At 73.3% G+C, this 15,541-nt stretch carries 16 protein-coding genes; 5 read left to right on the top strand and 11 right to left on the bottom strand.

Annotated features, from left to right (window positions below; all coding sequences use genetic code 11):
• Positions 1–2: 2 nt before the first annotated feature.
• Positions 3–338 (bottom strand): Pepco domain-containing protein, encoded by a 336-nt coding sequence (locus tag MTQ10_RS04765; protein ID WP_247462551.1) that lies wholly within the window; start codon positions 336–338, stop codon positions 3–5.
• Between the two features lie 87 nt (positions 339–425).
• Entirely contained in the window at positions 426–1,619 is a 1,194-nt protein-coding gene (locus MTQ10_RS04770; protein ID WP_247462579.1) for a sensor histidine kinase, read from the bottom strand.
• Positions 1,620–1,740: 121 nt separating this feature from the next.
• Here MTQ10_RS04770 and MTQ10_RS04775 point away from each other — a divergent pair, with 121 nt between their 5' ends.
• The 3 genes from MTQ10_RS04775 to MTQ10_RS04785 all read left to right on the top strand — a co-directional run bounded on the left by MTQ10_RS04775 (position 1,741) and on the right by MTQ10_RS04785 (position 3,885).
• Positions 1,741–2,661 (top strand): ATP-binding cassette domain-containing protein, encoded by a 921-nt coding sequence (locus MTQ10_RS04775; protein ID WP_247462553.1) that lies wholly within the window; start codon positions 1,741–1,743, stop codon positions 2,659–2,661.
• A 2-nt stretch (positions 2,662–2,663) separates the two neighbouring features.
• Complete coding sequence (locus tag MTQ10_RS04780; protein WP_247462555.1) at positions 2,664–3,380, top strand: ABC transporter permease; 717 nt, start codon at positions 2,664–2,666, stop codon at positions 3,378–3,380.
• 67 nt (positions 3,381–3,447) lie between these two features.
• On the top strand, positions 3,448–3,885 hold the full coding sequence (locus MTQ10_RS04785; RefSeq protein WP_247462557.1) for a hypothetical protein: 438 nt from the start codon (positions 3,448–3,450) through the stop codon (positions 3,883–3,885).
• Between the two features lie 147 nt (positions 3,886–4,032).
• Here MTQ10_RS04785 and mug read toward each other — a convergent pair whose 3' ends face one another.
• The 8 genes from mug to MTQ10_RS04825 all read right to left on the bottom strand — a co-directional run bounded on the left by mug (position 4,033) and on the right by MTQ10_RS04825 (position 13,896).
• Complete coding sequence (gene mug, locus MTQ10_RS04790) at positions 4,033–4,578, bottom strand: G/U mismatch-specific DNA glycosylase (protein WP_247462581.1); 546 nt, start codon at positions 4,576–4,578, stop codon at positions 4,033–4,035.
• Positions 4,575–6,017, bottom strand: coding sequence for an adenylosuccinate lyase (gene purB / locus MTQ10_RS04795; protein ID WP_247462559.1), 1,443 nt, complete (start codon positions 6,015–6,017; stop codon positions 4,575–4,577). Before purB ends, mug begins: the two co-directional genes overlap by 4 nt.
• Positions 6,018–6,090: 73 nt before the next feature.
• Positions 6,091–6,876, bottom strand: coding sequence for an SGNH/GDSL hydrolase family protein (locus MTQ10_RS04800; RefSeq protein ID WP_247462561.1), 786 nt, complete (start codon positions 6,874–6,876; stop codon positions 6,091–6,093).
• Positions 6,877–7,097: 221 nt separating this feature from the next.
• Positions 7,098–8,114 (bottom strand): hemolysin family protein, encoded by a 1,017-nt coding sequence (locus tag MTQ10_RS04805; protein WP_247462563.1) that lies wholly within the window; start codon positions 8,112–8,114, stop codon positions 7,098–7,100.
• Positions 8,111–9,457, bottom strand: a complete 1,347-nt coding sequence (locus tag MTQ10_RS04810) for a hemolysin family protein (RefSeq protein WP_247462564.1) — start codon at positions 9,455–9,457, stop codon at positions 8,111–8,113. The genes MTQ10_RS04805 and MTQ10_RS04810 overlap by 4 nt, the downstream gene beginning before the upstream one ends.
• Before the next feature lie 183 nt (positions 9,458–9,640).
• A complete protein-coding gene (locus MTQ10_RS04815; RefSeq protein ID WP_247462567.1) occupies positions 9,641–10,063 on the bottom strand; it encodes a GNAT family N-acetyltransferase in 423 nt (140 codons plus the stop codon).
• A 251-nt stretch (positions 10,064–10,314) separates the two neighbouring features.
• Entirely contained in the window at positions 10,315–12,897 is a 2,583-nt protein-coding gene (locus MTQ10_RS04820; protein ID WP_247462569.1) for an ABC transporter permease, read from the bottom strand.
• A gap of 3 nt (positions 12,898–12,900) precedes the next feature.
• The gene (locus MTQ10_RS04825; RefSeq protein ID WP_247462571.1) at positions 12,901–13,896 is read right to left on the bottom strand and encodes an ABC transporter ATP-binding protein; all 996 of its coding nucleotides are present in this window, start codon (positions 13,894–13,896) and stop codon (positions 12,901–12,903) included.
• Positions 13,897–14,124: 228 nt separating this feature from the next.
• Between MTQ10_RS04825 and MTQ10_RS04830 the strand changes: the two genes are divergently transcribed.
• The gene (locus tag MTQ10_RS04830; RefSeq protein ID WP_247462573.1) at positions 14,125–14,367 is read left to right on the top strand and encodes a toxin-antitoxin system HicB family antitoxin; all 243 of its coding nucleotides are present in this window, start codon (positions 14,125–14,127) and stop codon (positions 14,365–14,367) included.
• 4 nt (positions 14,368–14,371) lie between these two features.
• Positions 14,372–14,746: a fic family toxin-antitoxin system, toxin component gene (locus MTQ10_RS04835; protein ID WP_247462575.1), complete on the top strand. Its 375-nt coding sequence runs from the start codon at positions 14,372–14,374 to the stop codon at positions 14,744–14,746.
• A 46-nt stretch (positions 14,747–14,792) separates the two neighbouring features.
• Here the strand turns inward: MTQ10_RS04835 and MTQ10_RS04840 are convergent, their stop codons facing one another.
• Positions 14,793–15,485, bottom strand: coding sequence for a class I SAM-dependent methyltransferase (locus MTQ10_RS04840; protein WP_247462577.1), 693 nt, complete (start codon positions 15,483–15,485; stop codon positions 14,793–14,795).
• Positions 15,486–15,541 lie beyond the last annotated feature (56 nt).

Genomic DNA, 15,541 nt, shown 5'->3' on the forward strand with positions numbered 1-15,541 from the left:
GGTTACTGCTTGAACACCAGCGTGATGGCCCGGGTGCCCTGCACCTGACCGGTGCCGATCAGCTGGAGCCCGCCGGTGGCCGTGATCTGGAACGACAGCTGTGCCTCCTTCAGCGGCAAGGTGCCCCCGCGGGCGGCGATGTCCGCGAACAGCTGCTGGAGCGCGTCCACGGTGGCCGTGAGGTTCTTGCGGAGCGGGCCCAGCGGCACCTGCTGGAGCACGGCGTCGCCGTTGCGTCGCAGCAGCCCCTTGGACTCGTCCAGCAGATCCTCCACCTCGTCGGCGGACACCCACACGGGCAGGGACGGTTCGGAGGACTCCGGCGTATCGATGGACATGCGGGTGGCACTCCTGCTCAGCGACGGCCGACAGTTGACGGTTCGTCATCCTAGGGCGAACCCACGCGCCCCGGCAGCCACTTGAAACTATGCGGACGCCCTGCTCGGGCGGGGTGCCGTCGTGCCCGGCAGATACGCGCGGACCGTCCAGTCGCCCTCGTCGGGCCCCGAGCTGACCCGGCCGCCGAGCAGCGCCGCCCGCTCCCGCATCCCGCGCAGCCCGCTGCCGCCGCGCCCCTGGCGCGGGCCGCCGGTCTCCGCCGGCAGGGGGTTGCGCACCTCGAGGTCCAGCCCGTCGCCGGAGACGGCGACCCGGACCCGGACCGGGACCGCACCCGCGTGCCGCAGCACATTGGTCAGGGCCTCCTGCAGCATCCGGTAGCCCTCCCGGGAGACCGGGCCGGGCAGCTCACGTATCGGCCCCGACAGTTCCGCCGCCACCTCGGCGCCCGCCGCCCGCGCCGACTCCAGCAGCCGGTCCGCGTCCGCCAGCGTGGGACGGCCGCTCACCGGACGCTCGGACTCGCGCAGCACGCCGAGCACCCGCTCCAGGTCCTCCAGCGCGGCCCGCCCGGTGTCCTCGATCGCGGCCAGCGCCCGGTCGGTGAACTCCGGATCGCCCGCCGCGCGCGCCGCACCGGCTTGCAGCACCGCCACCGTCAGCGCGTGCCCGATCGAGTCGTGCAGCTCCCGCGCGATACGCGTACGCTCCAGCAACTGCTCGGTACGCTCCTCCAGCGCCGCCAGTCGCTCCGCGGGGGAGGGGCCCAGCAGCCGCCGCGCCAGCGCCGTGATCAGCTCGCCGAGCCCGACCACCAGGCCGTACAGCGCGAGCAGGGGAAGCGGCGCGAGCAGCACGCACACCCGGTCCGGCGGGAACGCGCCCAGGAACGGCACGTCGGACCGGCGGTGCCCGAGCGCCGCCGCCACCAGGTCGAAGGAGAGGGCGGGCAGCCACACCGTGCCGAGGGCGGCGGTCGTGCCCAGCAGCATGCGCGCCTCCAGCCACACCACCGTGCGCAGCCGGTCCCGCCAGGAGGCCGACGGTGTCACCGCGATGCCCGACTCGCCCTTGCCCGGCGTCAGCAGCAGCCACGCCTGCACACCCTCGCCGCGCCGCACGCCGGGCAGCAGACCGACGGGCACCAGCAGCAGGGCCGGCACCCACGGCGTGGACGGGCTGACGAACAGCCACACGCTGACGGCCAGCATGGGCACCCACAGGTGCAGCAACCGGGTGTACGTCGTCCCCCGCAGCAATGGGCGCACCGGGCGCGGCAGTCGTCGGACCATTCGGCCATCGTGCCACCCGCCACCGACGACCGGTCTCCCCCGCACGGGGGAGCTGCCCTCCTCTCCCGGGGGAGGTGCCCGCACCGGCCGACCGGCCAGGCTTGCCGCCATGACCAGCATCGACGTCAGTGACCTCACCAAGGACTACGGTTCCCGCCGCGCCGTGGACCGGCTCACCTTCCGCGTCGAGCCGGGCCGTGTCACCGGATTCCTCGGCCCGAACGGCGCCGGCAAGTCCACCACCCTGCGTCTCGTCCTCGGCCTCGACCGGCCCACGTCCGGCACCGCCACCGTCGGCGGGCGCCCCTACGCGGACCGTCCCGAGCCCCTGCGCACGGTCGGCGCGCTGCTCGACGCCGGGGCCGCGCACGGCTCCCGCACCGCCCGGGACCATCTGCGCGTGCTGGCCGCGAGCAACCGCATCCCGGAACGCCGGGTGGACGAGGTACTGGAGGAGACGGGCCTCGCCTCGGTGGCGCGCCGCCGGGTGCGGACGTACTCCCTCGGCATGCGGCAGCGGCTCGGCATCGCCGCCGCCCTGCTCGGCGATCCGCCCGCGGTCCTCCTCGACGAGCCGTCCAACGGCCTCGACCCGGAAGGCATCGTCTGGGTCCGCGAGCTGCTGCGCCGGCTCGCCGCCGAGGGGCGCACGGTCCTGGTCTCCAGCCATCTGATGAACGAGACCGCGGCGTTCGCCGACCACCTCGTCGTCCTCGGCCGCGGCCGGCTCCTCGCCGACCTGCCGCTGCGCGACTTCATCGACACGCGCGTGCAGCCCAGCGTCCGGGTGCGCACCAGCGACCCCGCCGCCCTGCACGCCGCGCTCGCCCGGCACGGGCTGTGCGTCGACGACAGCGGCGACGGCGCCTGGACGGTCCCGCACGCGCGTGTGGACGACATCGGCCGGCTCGCCCACGAGGCGGGTGTCCCCCTCCTCGAACTCGCCGCCCGCGAGGCCACCCTGGAGGAGGCCTATCTCGACCTGACCGGCGACGAGTCCGAGTTCACCGCCCGCCACCAGGAGGCCTGACCGTGTATTTCGCTCCCGCTCTGCACGCCGAGTGGCTCAAGATCCGCACCCTGCGCTCCCTCGTCGGCAGTCTCGGCGCCGTTCTGATCGTCACCGCCGCCTTCACCGCGCTCGCCGCACACGACGCCGGAGGCCCCGACACCGACCGCCTGTACGCCGCGTTCATCGGCGTCAACCTCGGGCAGATCGCGGCGATCGCGTTCGGCACCACCGCCATGTCCGCCGAGTTCCACGGAGGCGCGCTGCGGCTGTCGCTGGCCGCGGTGCCCGACCGGTCGCGCTGGTTCACCGCGAAGGCGGCGGCCGTCACGCTGCCCGCGCTGGCCGTGGGCCTGCTCACCGGCCTGACCAGTCTCGCCGTCGGCAAGGCGGTGCTCGGCGCCGACGGGCCCGGCTGGGGCGAGGGGGTGCGCGCCGCGGTCGGCTGCGCCCTCTACCTCACGCTGATGGCGCTGCTCGCGACGGGGCTCGCGGCGGTGCTGCGCAGCGGAGTGGCCACGCTGAGCATCGTCATCCCCCTGCTGATCGTCGTGTCGTTCGTCATCGGCGACGCGGCGGGAGGCGTCGCCGATCTGCTGCCCGACCGGTCCGGGCAGATCGTCCTCCACCACACCCGGGACGGCTCCCTCGGCCCGTGGAGCGGTCTCGCGGTCACCGCGCTGTGGACGGCGGCGGCCCTCGCCGCGGGCGCGTGGAGGGTACGGCGCCGGGACGCGTGAGGCCGCCGGGGCCCGCGGGAAGGTGACGCCCCGCCAATTGTCAGTGGTGGCGGCTTTACTGGATCACATGGGCATCGAGCAGCATCTCGTCATCGCCGGCCGGCTGTGCTCGCGCGGACTTCCCGCCGAGGACGGCGGGCCGGACGGCATGTCGGGTCCCGGCCACCGCACGGCCGAGCTGGCGTCCAGCCACGGCCTGAACACCACTGACGCCCTGACACGCGCGCGATGGCAGAAGCGGCTTCACGAGGACGCGGAGGCACTGGCCGCGCTGCTATCGGCACGCTGGGGGGAGCCGTATCACCTGGGACTGCAGACGACACTGCTGCGCACGGAGAGCGAGGAGATACCCCAGCCCTGGGCGCGGCTCAGCCACCTCGCGGCGCACGCCTGGCTGTGGGAGTGCCGGGAGCACGGCCACTGGCTGGTCCTCGCGGTCGCCGACCGCGACCCCGCCGACGAGATACGGCTCTTGCTCACCGCGACCGAGACCGACCCGCCCTGACCGACGGCCCCCCGCGACGCGGCGCGCGGGCACGGATCTGCCGAGTGCACGGTGATGCGGGGGTTACGGGCCGACCTCGGCCGTACAGGCAGGCCCGCGGCGTACGCGGGGCCCCGGCGGCAGCCCGTCGGTTCCGGCGACACGGCCCTACCCCTCGGCGGCCTCCCGCAGCCGGGCGAACTCCTCCGCCATCGTCGCCGCCGTCCAGTGCGCGTTCAGCCCGCTCGGATTCGGCAGCACCCATACACGCGTACCGCCGATGACCCGCTCCTGCGGACCCACCCGCGCCTTCCGGTCGTCGAAGGCGGCCCGATAGGCGGTCACCCCCACCACCGCCAGCCAGTGGGGCCGCAGCCGCGTCACCTTCGCCGCCAGCAGCCGCCCGCCCTCCCGGTACTCCTCGGCGCTCAGCTCGTCCGCCCGAGCCGTCGCGCGCGCCACCACGTTGGTGATGCCCAGCCCGTACGACAGCAGCTCCCGCTGCTCGGCGGGCCGCAGCTGCCTCGGCGTGAACCCGGACAGATGCAGCACCGGCCAGAACCGGTTGCCGGGCCGCGCGAAATGATGGCCCGTCGCCGCCGTCATCAGACCGGGGTTGATCCCGCAGAACAGAACACGAAGGCCGTCCGCGACGACGTCCGGTACGAGACGGTCGCGGGCGGCCTCCAGATCCTGCCGGGTCAGGCGCGTCAGAGGATCGCTCCCGGGGTGTAGCCGGCGGCCTCCGGGTGCTGCTTGACGATCTCCTCGATCCGGGCGACGACCTGCGCGACCTGGTCGGCGGCGGCACCCGTGAACGACAGCTTGTCCGCCATCAGCGCGGCGAGTTGCTCCCGGTCGAGCGGCAGACGCTCGTCCGCGGCCAGCTTGTCCAGCAGATCGTTGCGCTCGGCGCCCTGCTCGCGCATCGCCAGCGCGGTCGCGACCGCGTTCTCCTTGATCGCCTCGTGCGCCACCTCACGGCCGACACCCGCCCGCACCGCGCCCATCAGCACCTTCGTCGTGGCGAGGAACGGCAGATAGCGGTCCAGCTCGCGGGCGACGACGGCGGGGAACGCACCGAACTCGTCGAGGACGGTCAGGAAGGTCTCCAGCAGGCCGTCCAGCGCGAAGAACGCGTCCGGCAGCGCGACACGCCGCACCACCGAGCAGGACACGTCGCCCTCGTTCCACTGGTCGCCCGCCAGCTCGCCCGTCATCGACGCGTAGCCGCGCAGGATCACCATCAGGCCGTTGACGCGCTCGCAGGAGCGGGTGTTCATCTTGTGCGGCATCGCCGAGGAGCCGACCTGGCCCGGCTTGAAGCCCTCGGTGACCAGTTCGTGCCCGGCCATCAGCCGGATCGTCTTCGCCAGCGAGGACGGGGCGGCGGCGAGCTGCACCAGCGCGGTGACGACCTCGTAGTCCAGGGAGCGCGGATACACCTGGCCGACCGAGGTGAACGCCTGCCCGAAACCGAGGTGCGCGGCGATCCGGCCCTCCAGCTCCGCCAGCTTCGCGGCGTCACCGCCGAGCAGGTCCAGCATGTCCTGGGCGGTGCCGACCGGGCCCTTGATGCCGCGCAGCGGGTAGCGGCCGAGCAGCTCCTCCAGCCGGGCATGGGCGACGAGCAGCTCGTCGGCGGCGGTCGCGAACCGCTTGCCCAGAGTGGTGGCCTGTGCGGCGACATTGTGGGAGCGGCCGGCCATGACCAGCTCGCCGTACTCGCCGGCCAGCTTGCCCAGCCGGGCCAGCACGGCCACGGTCCGGTCCCGCATCAGTTCCAGGGAGAGGCGGATCTGGAGCTGCTCGACGTTCTCCGTCAGGTCACGGGAGGTCATGCCCTTGTGGACCTGCTCGTGCCCGGCGAGGTCGTTGAACTCCTCGATACGGGCCTTCACGTCGTGCCGGGTGACCTTCTCCCGCTCGGCGATGGAGGCGAGGTCGACGGTGTCGAGGACGCGCTCGTAGTCGGCGAGCGCCTGCTCCGGCACCTCGATGCCGAGGTCCTTCTGCGCCCGCAGCACGGCGAGCCAGAGCTGACGCTCCAGCTTCACCTTCTGCTCGGGCGACCAGAGCGTGGCGAGCTCGGCGGAGGCGTACCGTCCGGCGAGGACGTTCGGGATGCGGGGCTTGGCGGGCGCTGAAGTCACGTGTCCAGATTCTACTGGCGATTCGTGCAGGCCAGCGCCACGCCCCGGTTCGGCGGAAGCTACGAGACGCCCGTCACTCGACGTTGTCGAGGAGGTACGGCACAAGCTCCGGGCGTTTGGCGGGGCGGCCGTCGCCCGAGGAACGGCCCGTCAGCCTGCGGCCTATCCACGGCAGCAGGTGCTGCCGGGTGAAGCGGACGTCGGCGATGCGGCGGTCGAGCCAGCGCGGCGGCGCCGCCGGGGGCAGCGGCGTGTGCCAGTCGGGGTCCTCCGGCTCGTACCCGAGGGTCTGCCACACCGCCTCCGCGACCCGACGGTGCCCCTCAGCGGTCAGATGCAGCCGGTCCACGTCCCACAGCCGCGGGTCGCCCAGTGCCGGGGCGCCGTACAGGTCGACCACGAGGGCGTCGTGCCGCGCGGCCAGCTCCTCCACGCACGCGAACAGCTCCTCCATCCGGGGCCGGAACCGCTCGAGGACGGGCCCCTGACGGCCGGGGCTGCGCATCAGCACCAGCTGTTTGCAGGACGGCGCGAGACGCTCCACGGCCTCCGTCAGCAGGCCCTTGACCCGGCCCATGTCGCACTTGGGCCGCAGCGTGTCGTTGAGACCGCCGACCAGCGTGATCACATCGGCGCCCATCTCGGCGGCCACGCCCACCTGCTCGTCGACGATCTGTCCGATGAGCTTGCCGCGCACGGCCAGGTTCGCGTACCGGAACCCGGGTGTGCGGGCGGCCATCCGGGCGGCGAGAAGGTCGGCCCAGCCGCGGTAGGAGCCGTCGGGGAGAAGGTCCGACATGCCTTCGGTGAACGAGTCGCCGACGGCGACCAGGCTGGTGTGGGCGGGGTTCGTCTGCATGGCGCCCCTGATGCTATCCGACCCTCCATACCCGGCGGTCGGTCGGCCCAGGAGGCGGCCCCGCGCCTCCCTGGCCTGCGCCTTTCGGGCCGGAAATCTTCGGGCCTGATGCCTCCCGGCCGTAGGCCTTCGGGCCCGAGCGCCCAGGGCCCGGAACCCTCCGGACGCGGGCCCGAGGGCCGGATGCCTTCGGGCCTGCGGCATCCGGCCCGGCGCGCCCGTCAGCTCGCCGGCTGGCCGAACAGCTCCCGCAGGACGTCCTCCATCGTCACCAGCCCGGCCAGCCGCCCGTCGGTGCCGAGGACGGCCGCCAGGTGGGTGCGGCTGCCCCGCATCGCGGTGAGGACGTCGTCCATGGGGGTCGTCTCGCGGACCTGCGCGATCCGGCGCATGTCCCGCAGCCGGAAGGGCACGTCCCGCGGTGCGGCGTCCAGCGCGTCCTTGACATGGAGATACCCCACGATCCGGCGGCCCTCGTCGACCACCGGGAAACGGGAGAACCCGGAGTCGGCCGACAGCCGCTCCAGCTCCTCCGGCGTGACGCCCACACGCGCGTACACCACCCGCTCCAGCGGCAGCACGACGTCCCGCACCGGCCGCCGGCCCAGCTCCAACGCGTCGTTCAGCCGTTCACGGGCCCGCTCGTCGATCAGTCCGGCCTCGCCCGCGTCCCGGACGATCTGCGCAAGCTCGGCGTCCGAGAACGTCGCCGTCACCTCGCTTTTCGTCTCGATCCGCAGCAGTCTGAGCAGCCCGTCGGCGAACGCGTTCACCGCGAAGATCACCGGCTTGAGCGCCCGGGACAGCGCGACCAGCGGCGGGCCCAGCATCAGCGCGCTGCTCACCGGCTCGGCCAGCGCGATGTTCTTCGGCACCATCTCGCCGAGCAGCATGTGCAGATACGTGGCGAGGGTCAGCGCGATCACGAAGGACACCGCGTGCCCGGCACCCTCGGGCACGCCGACCGCGTGGAACACCGGCTCCAGCAGATGCGCGATGGCCGGCTCGGCGACCACGCCGAGGACCAGCGTGCACAGCGTGATGCCGAGCTGGGCGGCGGCGAGCAGTGCCGACACGTGCTCCAGCCCCCACAGCACGCTCCTGGCCCGCCGGTCCCCGGCCTCCGCGTGCGGCTCGATCTGCGAGCGCCGTACGGAGATCAGCGCGAACTCGGCGCCGACGAAGAAGGCGTTGACGACCAGCGTCGCCAGACCGATCAGCAGCTGTACGGCGGTCATCGGCCGGCCCTCCTCGTGTCCTCGTCCGGCCGGCCGTCGTCCTGCGGGGCGTGCAGCAGGACCCGTGCGGCCCGGCGGCCGGAGGCGTCGACGACGTCCATGCGCCACCCGGCGACGGTCACCGTGTCCCCGACGGCCGGGATGCGGCCCAGTTCGGCGGCGACCAGCCCGGCCAGCGTCTCGTACGGCCCCTCCGGCGCCTTCAGACCGACGCGGGCGAGCTGGTCGACACGGGCTGCGCCGTCCGCGGAGTACACGGCCCGACCGTCCTCGTCGGTGCCGGCCGGGGCGAGGTCGGGCGTCTCGTGCGGATCGTGCTCGTCGCGGACCTCGCCGACGACCTCCTCCACGATGTCCTCCAGCGTGGCCACGCCGGCCGTGCCGCCGTACTCGTCGATGACGACGGCCATGGTGCGCCGCCCGGACAGCCGGTCCAGCAGCCGGTCCACGGTGAGCGACTCGGGGACCAGCAGCGGCTCGCGCATCAGCTCGGCGACCGGGGTGCGCGGGCGCTGTTCGGCGGACAGGGTGAGGACGTCCTTGATGTGCGCGGTGCCGACGACGGTGTCCAGGCCGCCCCGGTAGACCGGGAACCGGGACAGGCCCGTCGCGCGTGTCGCGTTGGCCACGTCCTCGCAGGTCGCCTGCTCGTCCAGCGCGATGACCTGCACGCGCGGTGTCATCACGTTCTCCGCGGTCAGGTCGGCGAGGTTCAGTGTCCGTACGAACAGTTCGGCGGTGTCGGCCTCCAGGGCGCCCTCCTTCGCGGAGTGCCGGGCCAGCGCGGCCAGCTCCTGCGGGCCTCGCGCGGACGCCAGCTCCTCGGCGGGTTCGACGCCGAGACGCCGTACGAGACGGTTCGCGGTGTTGTTCAGGTGGGTGATGAACGGGCGGAAGACGGCGCTGAAACCGCGCTGCGCGTTGCCAACCGTCCGGGCCACGGCGAGGGGCGAGGAGATCGCCCAGTTCTTCGGCACCAGCTCGCCGACGACCATCAGGAACACCGTCGACAGGCCCGTCCCCAGCACGAGCGCCACCGAACTCGCCGTCGACGGCGAGGCACCGAGCGCCTCCAGCGGGCCCGCGATGAGCTTCGCGATCGACGGCTCGGCGAGCATGCCGACCACCAGATTGGTGACGGTGATCCCGAGCTGCGCCCCGGAAAGCTGGAAGGTCAGGTTCCGTACGGCCTTCAGCGCGCCGGCGGCACCGCGCTCGCCGCGATCCACCGCCCGCTCGAGCTCGCTGCGCTCGACCGTGGTCAGGGAGAACTCCGCGGCCACGAAGGCACCGCAGGCGAGCGACAGCAGGATCGCCACCAGCAGCAGGAGCACTTCGGTCATGGGGTCACCTCGGTCCCATGATCGGACAGGACGGGGTGGGCCGCGCGGTGCCGCGGACCGGGAGGTTCGCCCATCGGGGGACGCTCACAGCCTTTCATCGGGGAGCGGGTACCCTCCGATGGTAAAGGACAGGCAAAGAAGGTGGGGTGGCCGGGCCCCGCCCCGGGCGGGACCCGGCCGGGATCAGACGAGCGGCTTCACCCAGCGCCGCCAATGCTCCTCCGGCGCGTACCCGGCGGCCCGCCACGCATGGTGCGCCCGCTCGTTGTCCACCAGCACCATCGCGTCCCCACGCCGCCCGCCGAGCCGTACGAACCGCTCCTCGGCGGCGGCCAGCAGTGCCGTCGCCACGCCCTGGCGGCGGTGGTCCGGATGCACGGCCAGCCGGTACAGATGGCAGCGCCAGCCGTCGAAGCCCGCGATGACCGTGCCCACCAACTCTCCGCCCCGCTCGGCCAGGATCAGGGCCTCGGCGTCCCGCTCCACCAGCCGCTCCACACCGGCCCGGTCGTCGCTGATGCTCGTGCCCTCGGCGGCCTCCTTCCAGAACGCCAGCACGGTGTCGAGGTCGTCGGGCGTCGCAGCCCGTATCCGCAGTTCAGACATACGGTGATCACACCACGCGCCGAGTGCCGGGACCGCCAATTCCACGATACGGACGGGAGGCGCGCGGCCACCCGGCCAGGGCAGGCCCTCGGGCGCCCTGGCCTCCGGTCCCGACCTCGTACGGCGCGTGCGGCCAAGTGCTCGACCGAGCGGGCCATGCGCCGTCCGGTCCCGAGCTCGTACGGCGCGCGCCCTCCAGTCGGCCCGAGCGTGTCCCGGCCTCCGGTCCCGACCCGCCGGGCAGATGGCCCTCACTCGTGCGCGATGGCCGCCAGCACGTTCATCCGGGACGCCCGAAGCGCCGGCAGCAGCGCCGCCGCCACGCCGACGACCGCCGAGCCGATCACCACCGCCACGATCGTCCCCCAGGGCACGGCCAGTTCCTTCATGCCCTGCAACGCCAGGACCCGCTGTGTGCACACCCCCCACAGCAGACCCAGCGCCAGCCCCAGCACCGCGCCGAACACCGCGATCACCACCGACTCCAGCCGGATCATCCGGCGCAACTGCCGCCGGGACAGCCCGATCGCCCGCAGCAGCCCGATCTCCCGGGTGCGCTCGACGACCGACAGGGCGAGCGTGTTCACCACACCGAGAACCGCGATGACGATCGCCAGCCCGAGCAGCGCGTACACCAGGTACAGCAGGACCGAGATCTGGTCGTGCACCAGATCCTTGTAGTCGGCCAGATCCCGCACCTGCACCTGCGGATACGGCTTCAGCGTGCGCTCCAGAGCCCCCCTCAGCGTGTCGGCGGCGACGCCCGGCGCGGCGTTCACGTACAGCGCGGAGTCCTGACCCCCGGGGATGTACCGCTCCACCGTGGACAGCCCCATGAACAGCCCGCCCTGGGTGCCGAACCCGTCCGCCTGGTCCAGGTCGGTGAGCGCGCCCACCGTCAGCCGCGCCGTACGGCCGCCGGGGAACTCGACCGGCAGGACACTGCCGGTCCGCACCCCGTGGTCCCTGGCGAAGCCGGCGTCCATGCCGAGGCGGCCGGGGGCGAGCGCGGCGGCCGAGCCTCCGGCGGTGTAGGTGACATGGGCGACCTCGTCCAGCCGCGGGTCGTAACCGGCCGCGGTGGTCTCCACCCGCTTGCCGTCCGGCAGCCGCAGAGCCAGCGGCGCGAACCGCTGCCGTACGACCAGGCCCACCCCGTCGGTGCCGCGCACCTTGTCCGTGATCTCCTGCGGGAACGGCGTGAAGTTGGCGTTCTGCAGGACGAAGTCCGCCCCCAGCGTCCGGTCGATCTGCTCGTCGAACGACCGCGACATGGAGGCGCTGGCCACCGACATCCCGCCGACCAGCGCGAGCCCCACCATCAGCGCGGCGGCGGTGGCCCCGGTCCGCCGCGGATTGCGCAGCGCGTTGCGCTGGCTCATCCGCCCGACCGGACCGAACAGCGCCGGGAAGGCCGCGCCCAGCACCCGGATCACGGGCCGGACCAGCAGCGGGCCCGCGACCACGGTGGCGATCAGCGTCAGCACCACGCCGAGCCCCAGCAGCGAGGCCGCCGTCGCCGTTTGGCCCGAAGCTGCACAGCCCGCCAGCGCCGCCGCTCCCGCCGCCCCGACGATCCCGCCCGCCACCGCACGCGCCCGCAGGGGCCGCCCCACGTCCGCGATCTCCGCGTCCTGCAACGCCGCCATCGGCGACACCGCCGCCGCGCGCCGTGCGGGGAGATAGGCCGCGACGAACGTGACGCCCACGCCGACGACGTACGCCGTGACCGGGGTCGCCCAGCCGACGACCATCTCCGCCGTCCTCAGATTCATGCCGAACACGCTCATCAGCCGGATCAGCCCGACCGCCAGACCGATCCCGGCCGCCAGGCCCACTGTGGACCCGGCCACGCCCAGCAGCACCGCCTCCGTCAGCACCGACCGCCGTACCTGCCGCCGGTCGGCCCCGAGCGCGCGCAGCAGGCCCAGCTCACGGGTGCGCTGGGCGACGAGCATCGCGAAGGTGTTGACGATCAGGAACACTCCGACCAGCACGGCGATCCCGGCGAACCCCAGCATCACGTACTTGATCACGTCGAGGAACGTGCCGAGCTGCTCGGCGGACGACTTCGCCCGTTCGTCCGCCGTCCGCAGCATGAGGCCGCCGCCGCTGTCGCGACTGTCGCCGAGTGCCGCCGCGATACGCGCCTTCAGCCGGGCGTCGTCGACGCCCGGCGCGGCCGTGGCCGAGACGGCGGTCGCCCGGTCGGCGGCGCCCAGCAGCTTGCGTGCCGCCACCGACGGGTCCAGGTAGACCAGGGCCGCGCCCGGGTTGGTGGTGGTGAAGGTGGCGATGCCGACGATCCGGACCCGGAAGGAGCCGGGCCGGGCCAGCACCGTGAGCGTGTCGCCGATCCGCAGATGCTTCTTGCCGGCGGTGTCGGCGTCCAGCAGGGCCTCGCCGTCGCCGTGCGGTGCGTGACCCGAGGTGAGCCGTACGGGGCTGCGGTCGGTGGGGTGCCAGTCGCGGGCGATGGTGGGCGCACCGGTGGTCGAGCCGACGAGGCGGTTGCGGGAGTCGACCAGCGTGATGTCGTCCACGGACACATCGGCGTGGGCGGACGCGACGCCGTCCACGGCCGCGATCCGCGCCGCCAGCGAGGCGGGCAGCGTGCGCACGGCACCCGACGGCAGCTGCGAGGACAGATCGTCCTTCGGCTCCACCGTCACATCGGCGGCGGTGGAGGCGAAGAGCCGGTCGAAGGTGCGGGAGACCGTGTCGGAGAAGATCAGACTGCCCGCCACGAACGCCACGGACAGGACGACGGCCAGCGCGGACAGCAGCAGCCGGCCCTTGTGGGCGAGGAAACTGCGCAGGGTCGCCTTGAGCACCGGTCAGTCGCCCTCCGCCTCACCGCGGACGCGGTCCGCCGGGTCGCCGTCCGCTCGGTCGTTGTCCGTCCGGTGGCCGGGCGTTCCGTCGATGAGGGCTCGGGTGCTGTCCGTCGTGGGATCTGGCCGGACGTCCGCGTCGGCTGCGCCGGGTTCCGTCCCGCCCACGGCGTTCTCCTCCCCGGCGTCGGCGGCGGGGGTACGGGCGGTGCCGTCCGGCCGCCCTCGGACCACGTCGAACCTCTTCATCCGCTCCAGCACCGCCTCCGCCGTCGGGTGCGGCATCTCGTCGACGATCCGGCCGTCCGCGAGGAAGAGCACCAGATCGGAGCAGGCGGCGGCGACCGGGTCATGGGTGACCATCACCACCGTCTGCCCCAGATCGTCGACCGCCGAGCGGAGAAAGCCGAGGACCTCCAGACCGGCCCGCGAGTCGAGATTCCCGGTCGGCTCGTCCGCGAAGATCAGCTCGGGCCGGGAGGCCAGCGCCCGCGCGCACGCCACCCGCTGCTGCTGTCCGCCGGACAGCTGAGAGGGCCGGTGCGCGAGCCGGTCGCGCAGCCCGAGCGAGTCGATGACCTGCTCCAGCCACGCCGGATCGGGCCTGCGGCCCGCGATGTCCATGGGCAGGGTGATGTTCTCCAGCGCGGTCAGCGTGGGGATCAGGTTGAACGACTGGAACATGAACCCGATCCGGTCCCGCCGCAGCCCCGTCAGCTCCCGGTCCCTCAGCCCCGTGATCTCCGTGTCCCCCAGCCACACCTGACCCGCCGAGACGGAGTCCAGCCCGGCCAGACAGTGCATCAGCGTCGACTTGCCCGACCCCGACGGCCCCATCACGGCTGTGAACCGGCCGCGGGCGATGTCGACATCCACCGCGTCCAGCGCCAGCACGGTCGTCTCGCCCTGGCCGTACGCCTTCGTCAGGCCACGGGCGCGGGCCGCGGTCCCGCCCACCGGGGGCGCGGTCGGGGCGGGCCGAGCTGCGGGTGAGGACAAGGCTGCCTCCTGGCTCCGTACGTCTCGAGAACTCGGGAACTCGAGACCTGTGTCGGACGTCATGCGGACCGGAGCGCCGCCGATCCGGGCATCGCGCGGACTCCGTGTACCGCCCGAGAGTAGTGTGACGGCGGCCACAGCCGGTATCGGTCCGGGGGACGAGTCGCCGGGCAGTCGCCGTACGTTACCCCTTGCCGCTGCTAGCGTCACGGCGCTAGCGTCGTCGGTATGGCGAAGACCCAGCTGAACGTGCGCGTGGACGAAGACACCGCCCGCGCCGCCCGCGAACGTGCCCTGGCCCGCGGCATGAGCGTCAACCGCTACATCGAGGAGCTGGTCAGAAAGGACGCCGGGGAAGCGGGACGCACCTTCGTCGACGCCGCCGCCGACTTCATGAAGAGCTACGAGTCCGTCTTCGCCGAGGAGTTCGGCACGAGCGGCGACGCCGTCCGCGGGGAAGGCCGTCGCTGAGCCCTTGAACGACCTCACGATCGACCTCGCCTGGCTGCTGATGCTCGCCGAACAGCGGACCCCGGGAGACCCGCAGGTCACCGACTGGGGAGCGCTCGTCGCCGCGGTCGCCCGTCATCGCGCGGAGATATTCGGCGTGCCCGTGTACGACAGCCCGCACAGCCGTGCCGCCGCGCTGCTCCAGCAGCTCATCCACGTGCCCGCGCTGGAGCGCTCCAACGCGCTGTTCGCCTCCGCCGTCGCGTACGCCTACCTCGTCGCCAGCGGGCTCAAGGTCGCCACCTCGCCCGAGCAGGTCCGGGACCTGGCCCGGATGGCCAAGAGCGGAGAGGCGTCCGTGTACGACATCGCCGAGGAACTGCGACGCTGGTGCGTGTGAGCCTGAAGCCCGGCGTGCGGCGCCGGCCGTGGCGGCGCGTGCCGCCTCACGTGTCCTGCCTCGGGCGCCAGGCCGAGCCCAGCACACAGTAGGAGTCCGGCAGCACCGGACCCGACTCCGGCACCGTCAGCCGCCGGTACGGGCCCAGCTCGAAGCCCGCCGAGCGCAGGGCGTCCACCGGGTCGCGGCTCAGATGGCAGCCGCCCGCCATCAGCGGCCAGAGCGTCGCGTCCAGGGCACGCTGCGTGGCCCGCATCGCCGGCCCGCCGCCGCGACCGTGCTCGAAGAAGCGCACCTCGCCGCCCGGCCGCAGCACCCGCCGTACCTCGGCCAGCGCCCGCCTCACGTCCCGCACACTGCACAGCACCAGCGACAGCACCGCCGCGTCGAACGCCTCGCTCTTGACCGGCAGCGCCTCGGCGGCACCCGGCGCGACATCGACCGGCACGTCGGAGCGGAGCGCGGCCTCCACCGCCAGCTTGCGCAGATTGCGTTCCGGTTCGATCGCGACCACCTCCGCCACGGTGGGCGGGTAGTGGGCGAAGTTCAGGCCGTTGCCGACGCCGATCTCGACCACGCGGCCGGAGAGGCCGGTGAGAAGACGGGCACGGAGGCCGGCGATGCCGAGGCGGGTCTCGGCGCGGACGCTGGCGCGGGCGTAGAAGCGGGCGAAGAGGGGGTGGTGGACGACGTCCCCCCGCTGTGTCCTGCCGGACGGGGTGGTGCCTGTCGATGGCATGGGGACCTCCTTGCGGAGACGGGGCTGGTTGGATTTTGCCCGGTTGGGGGCGGGGG

Origin of the sequence: Streptomyces sp. XM83C (assembly GCF_023072675.1) — a bacterium.
Taxonomy (GTDB): Bacteria; Actinomycetota; Actinomycetes; order Streptomycetales; family Streptomycetaceae; genus Streptomyces; species Streptomyces thermocoprophilus.

Coding starts and splice junctions, on each gene's coding strand:
- MTQ10_RS04765 (WP_247462551.1), bottom strand. CDS start 338: ATGTCCATCGATACGCCGGAGTCCTCCGAACCGTCCCTGCCCGTGTGG.
- MTQ10_RS04775 (WP_247462553.1), top strand. CDS start 1,741: ATGACCAGCATCGACGTCAGTGACCTCACCAAGGACTACGGTTCCCGC.
- MTQ10_RS04785 (WP_247462557.1), top strand. CDS start 3,448: ATGGGCATCGAGCAGCATCTCGTCATCGCCGGCCGGCTGTGCTCGCGC.
- MTQ10_RS04800 (WP_247462561.1), bottom strand. CDS start 6,876: ATGCAGACGAACCCCGCCCACACCAGCCTGGTCGCCGTCGGCGACTCG.
- MTQ10_RS04805 (WP_247462563.1), bottom strand. CDS start 8,114: ATGACCGCCGTACAGCTGCTGATCGGTCTGGCGACGCTGGTCGTCAAC.
- MTQ10_RS04810 (WP_247462564.1), bottom strand. CDS start 9,457: ATGACCGAAGTGCTCCTGCTGCTGGTGGCGATCCTGCTGTCGCTCGCC.
- MTQ10_RS04815 (WP_247462567.1), bottom strand. CDS start 10,063: ATGTCTGAACTGCGGATACGGGCTGCGACGCCCGACGACCTCGACACC.
- MTQ10_RS04830 (WP_247462573.1), top strand. CDS start 14,125: ATGGCGAAGACCCAGCTGAACGTGCGCGTGGACGAAGACACCGCCCGC.
- MTQ10_RS04840 (WP_247462577.1), bottom strand. CDS start 15,485: ATGCCATCGACAGGCACCACCCCGTCCGGCAGGACACAGCGGGGGGAC.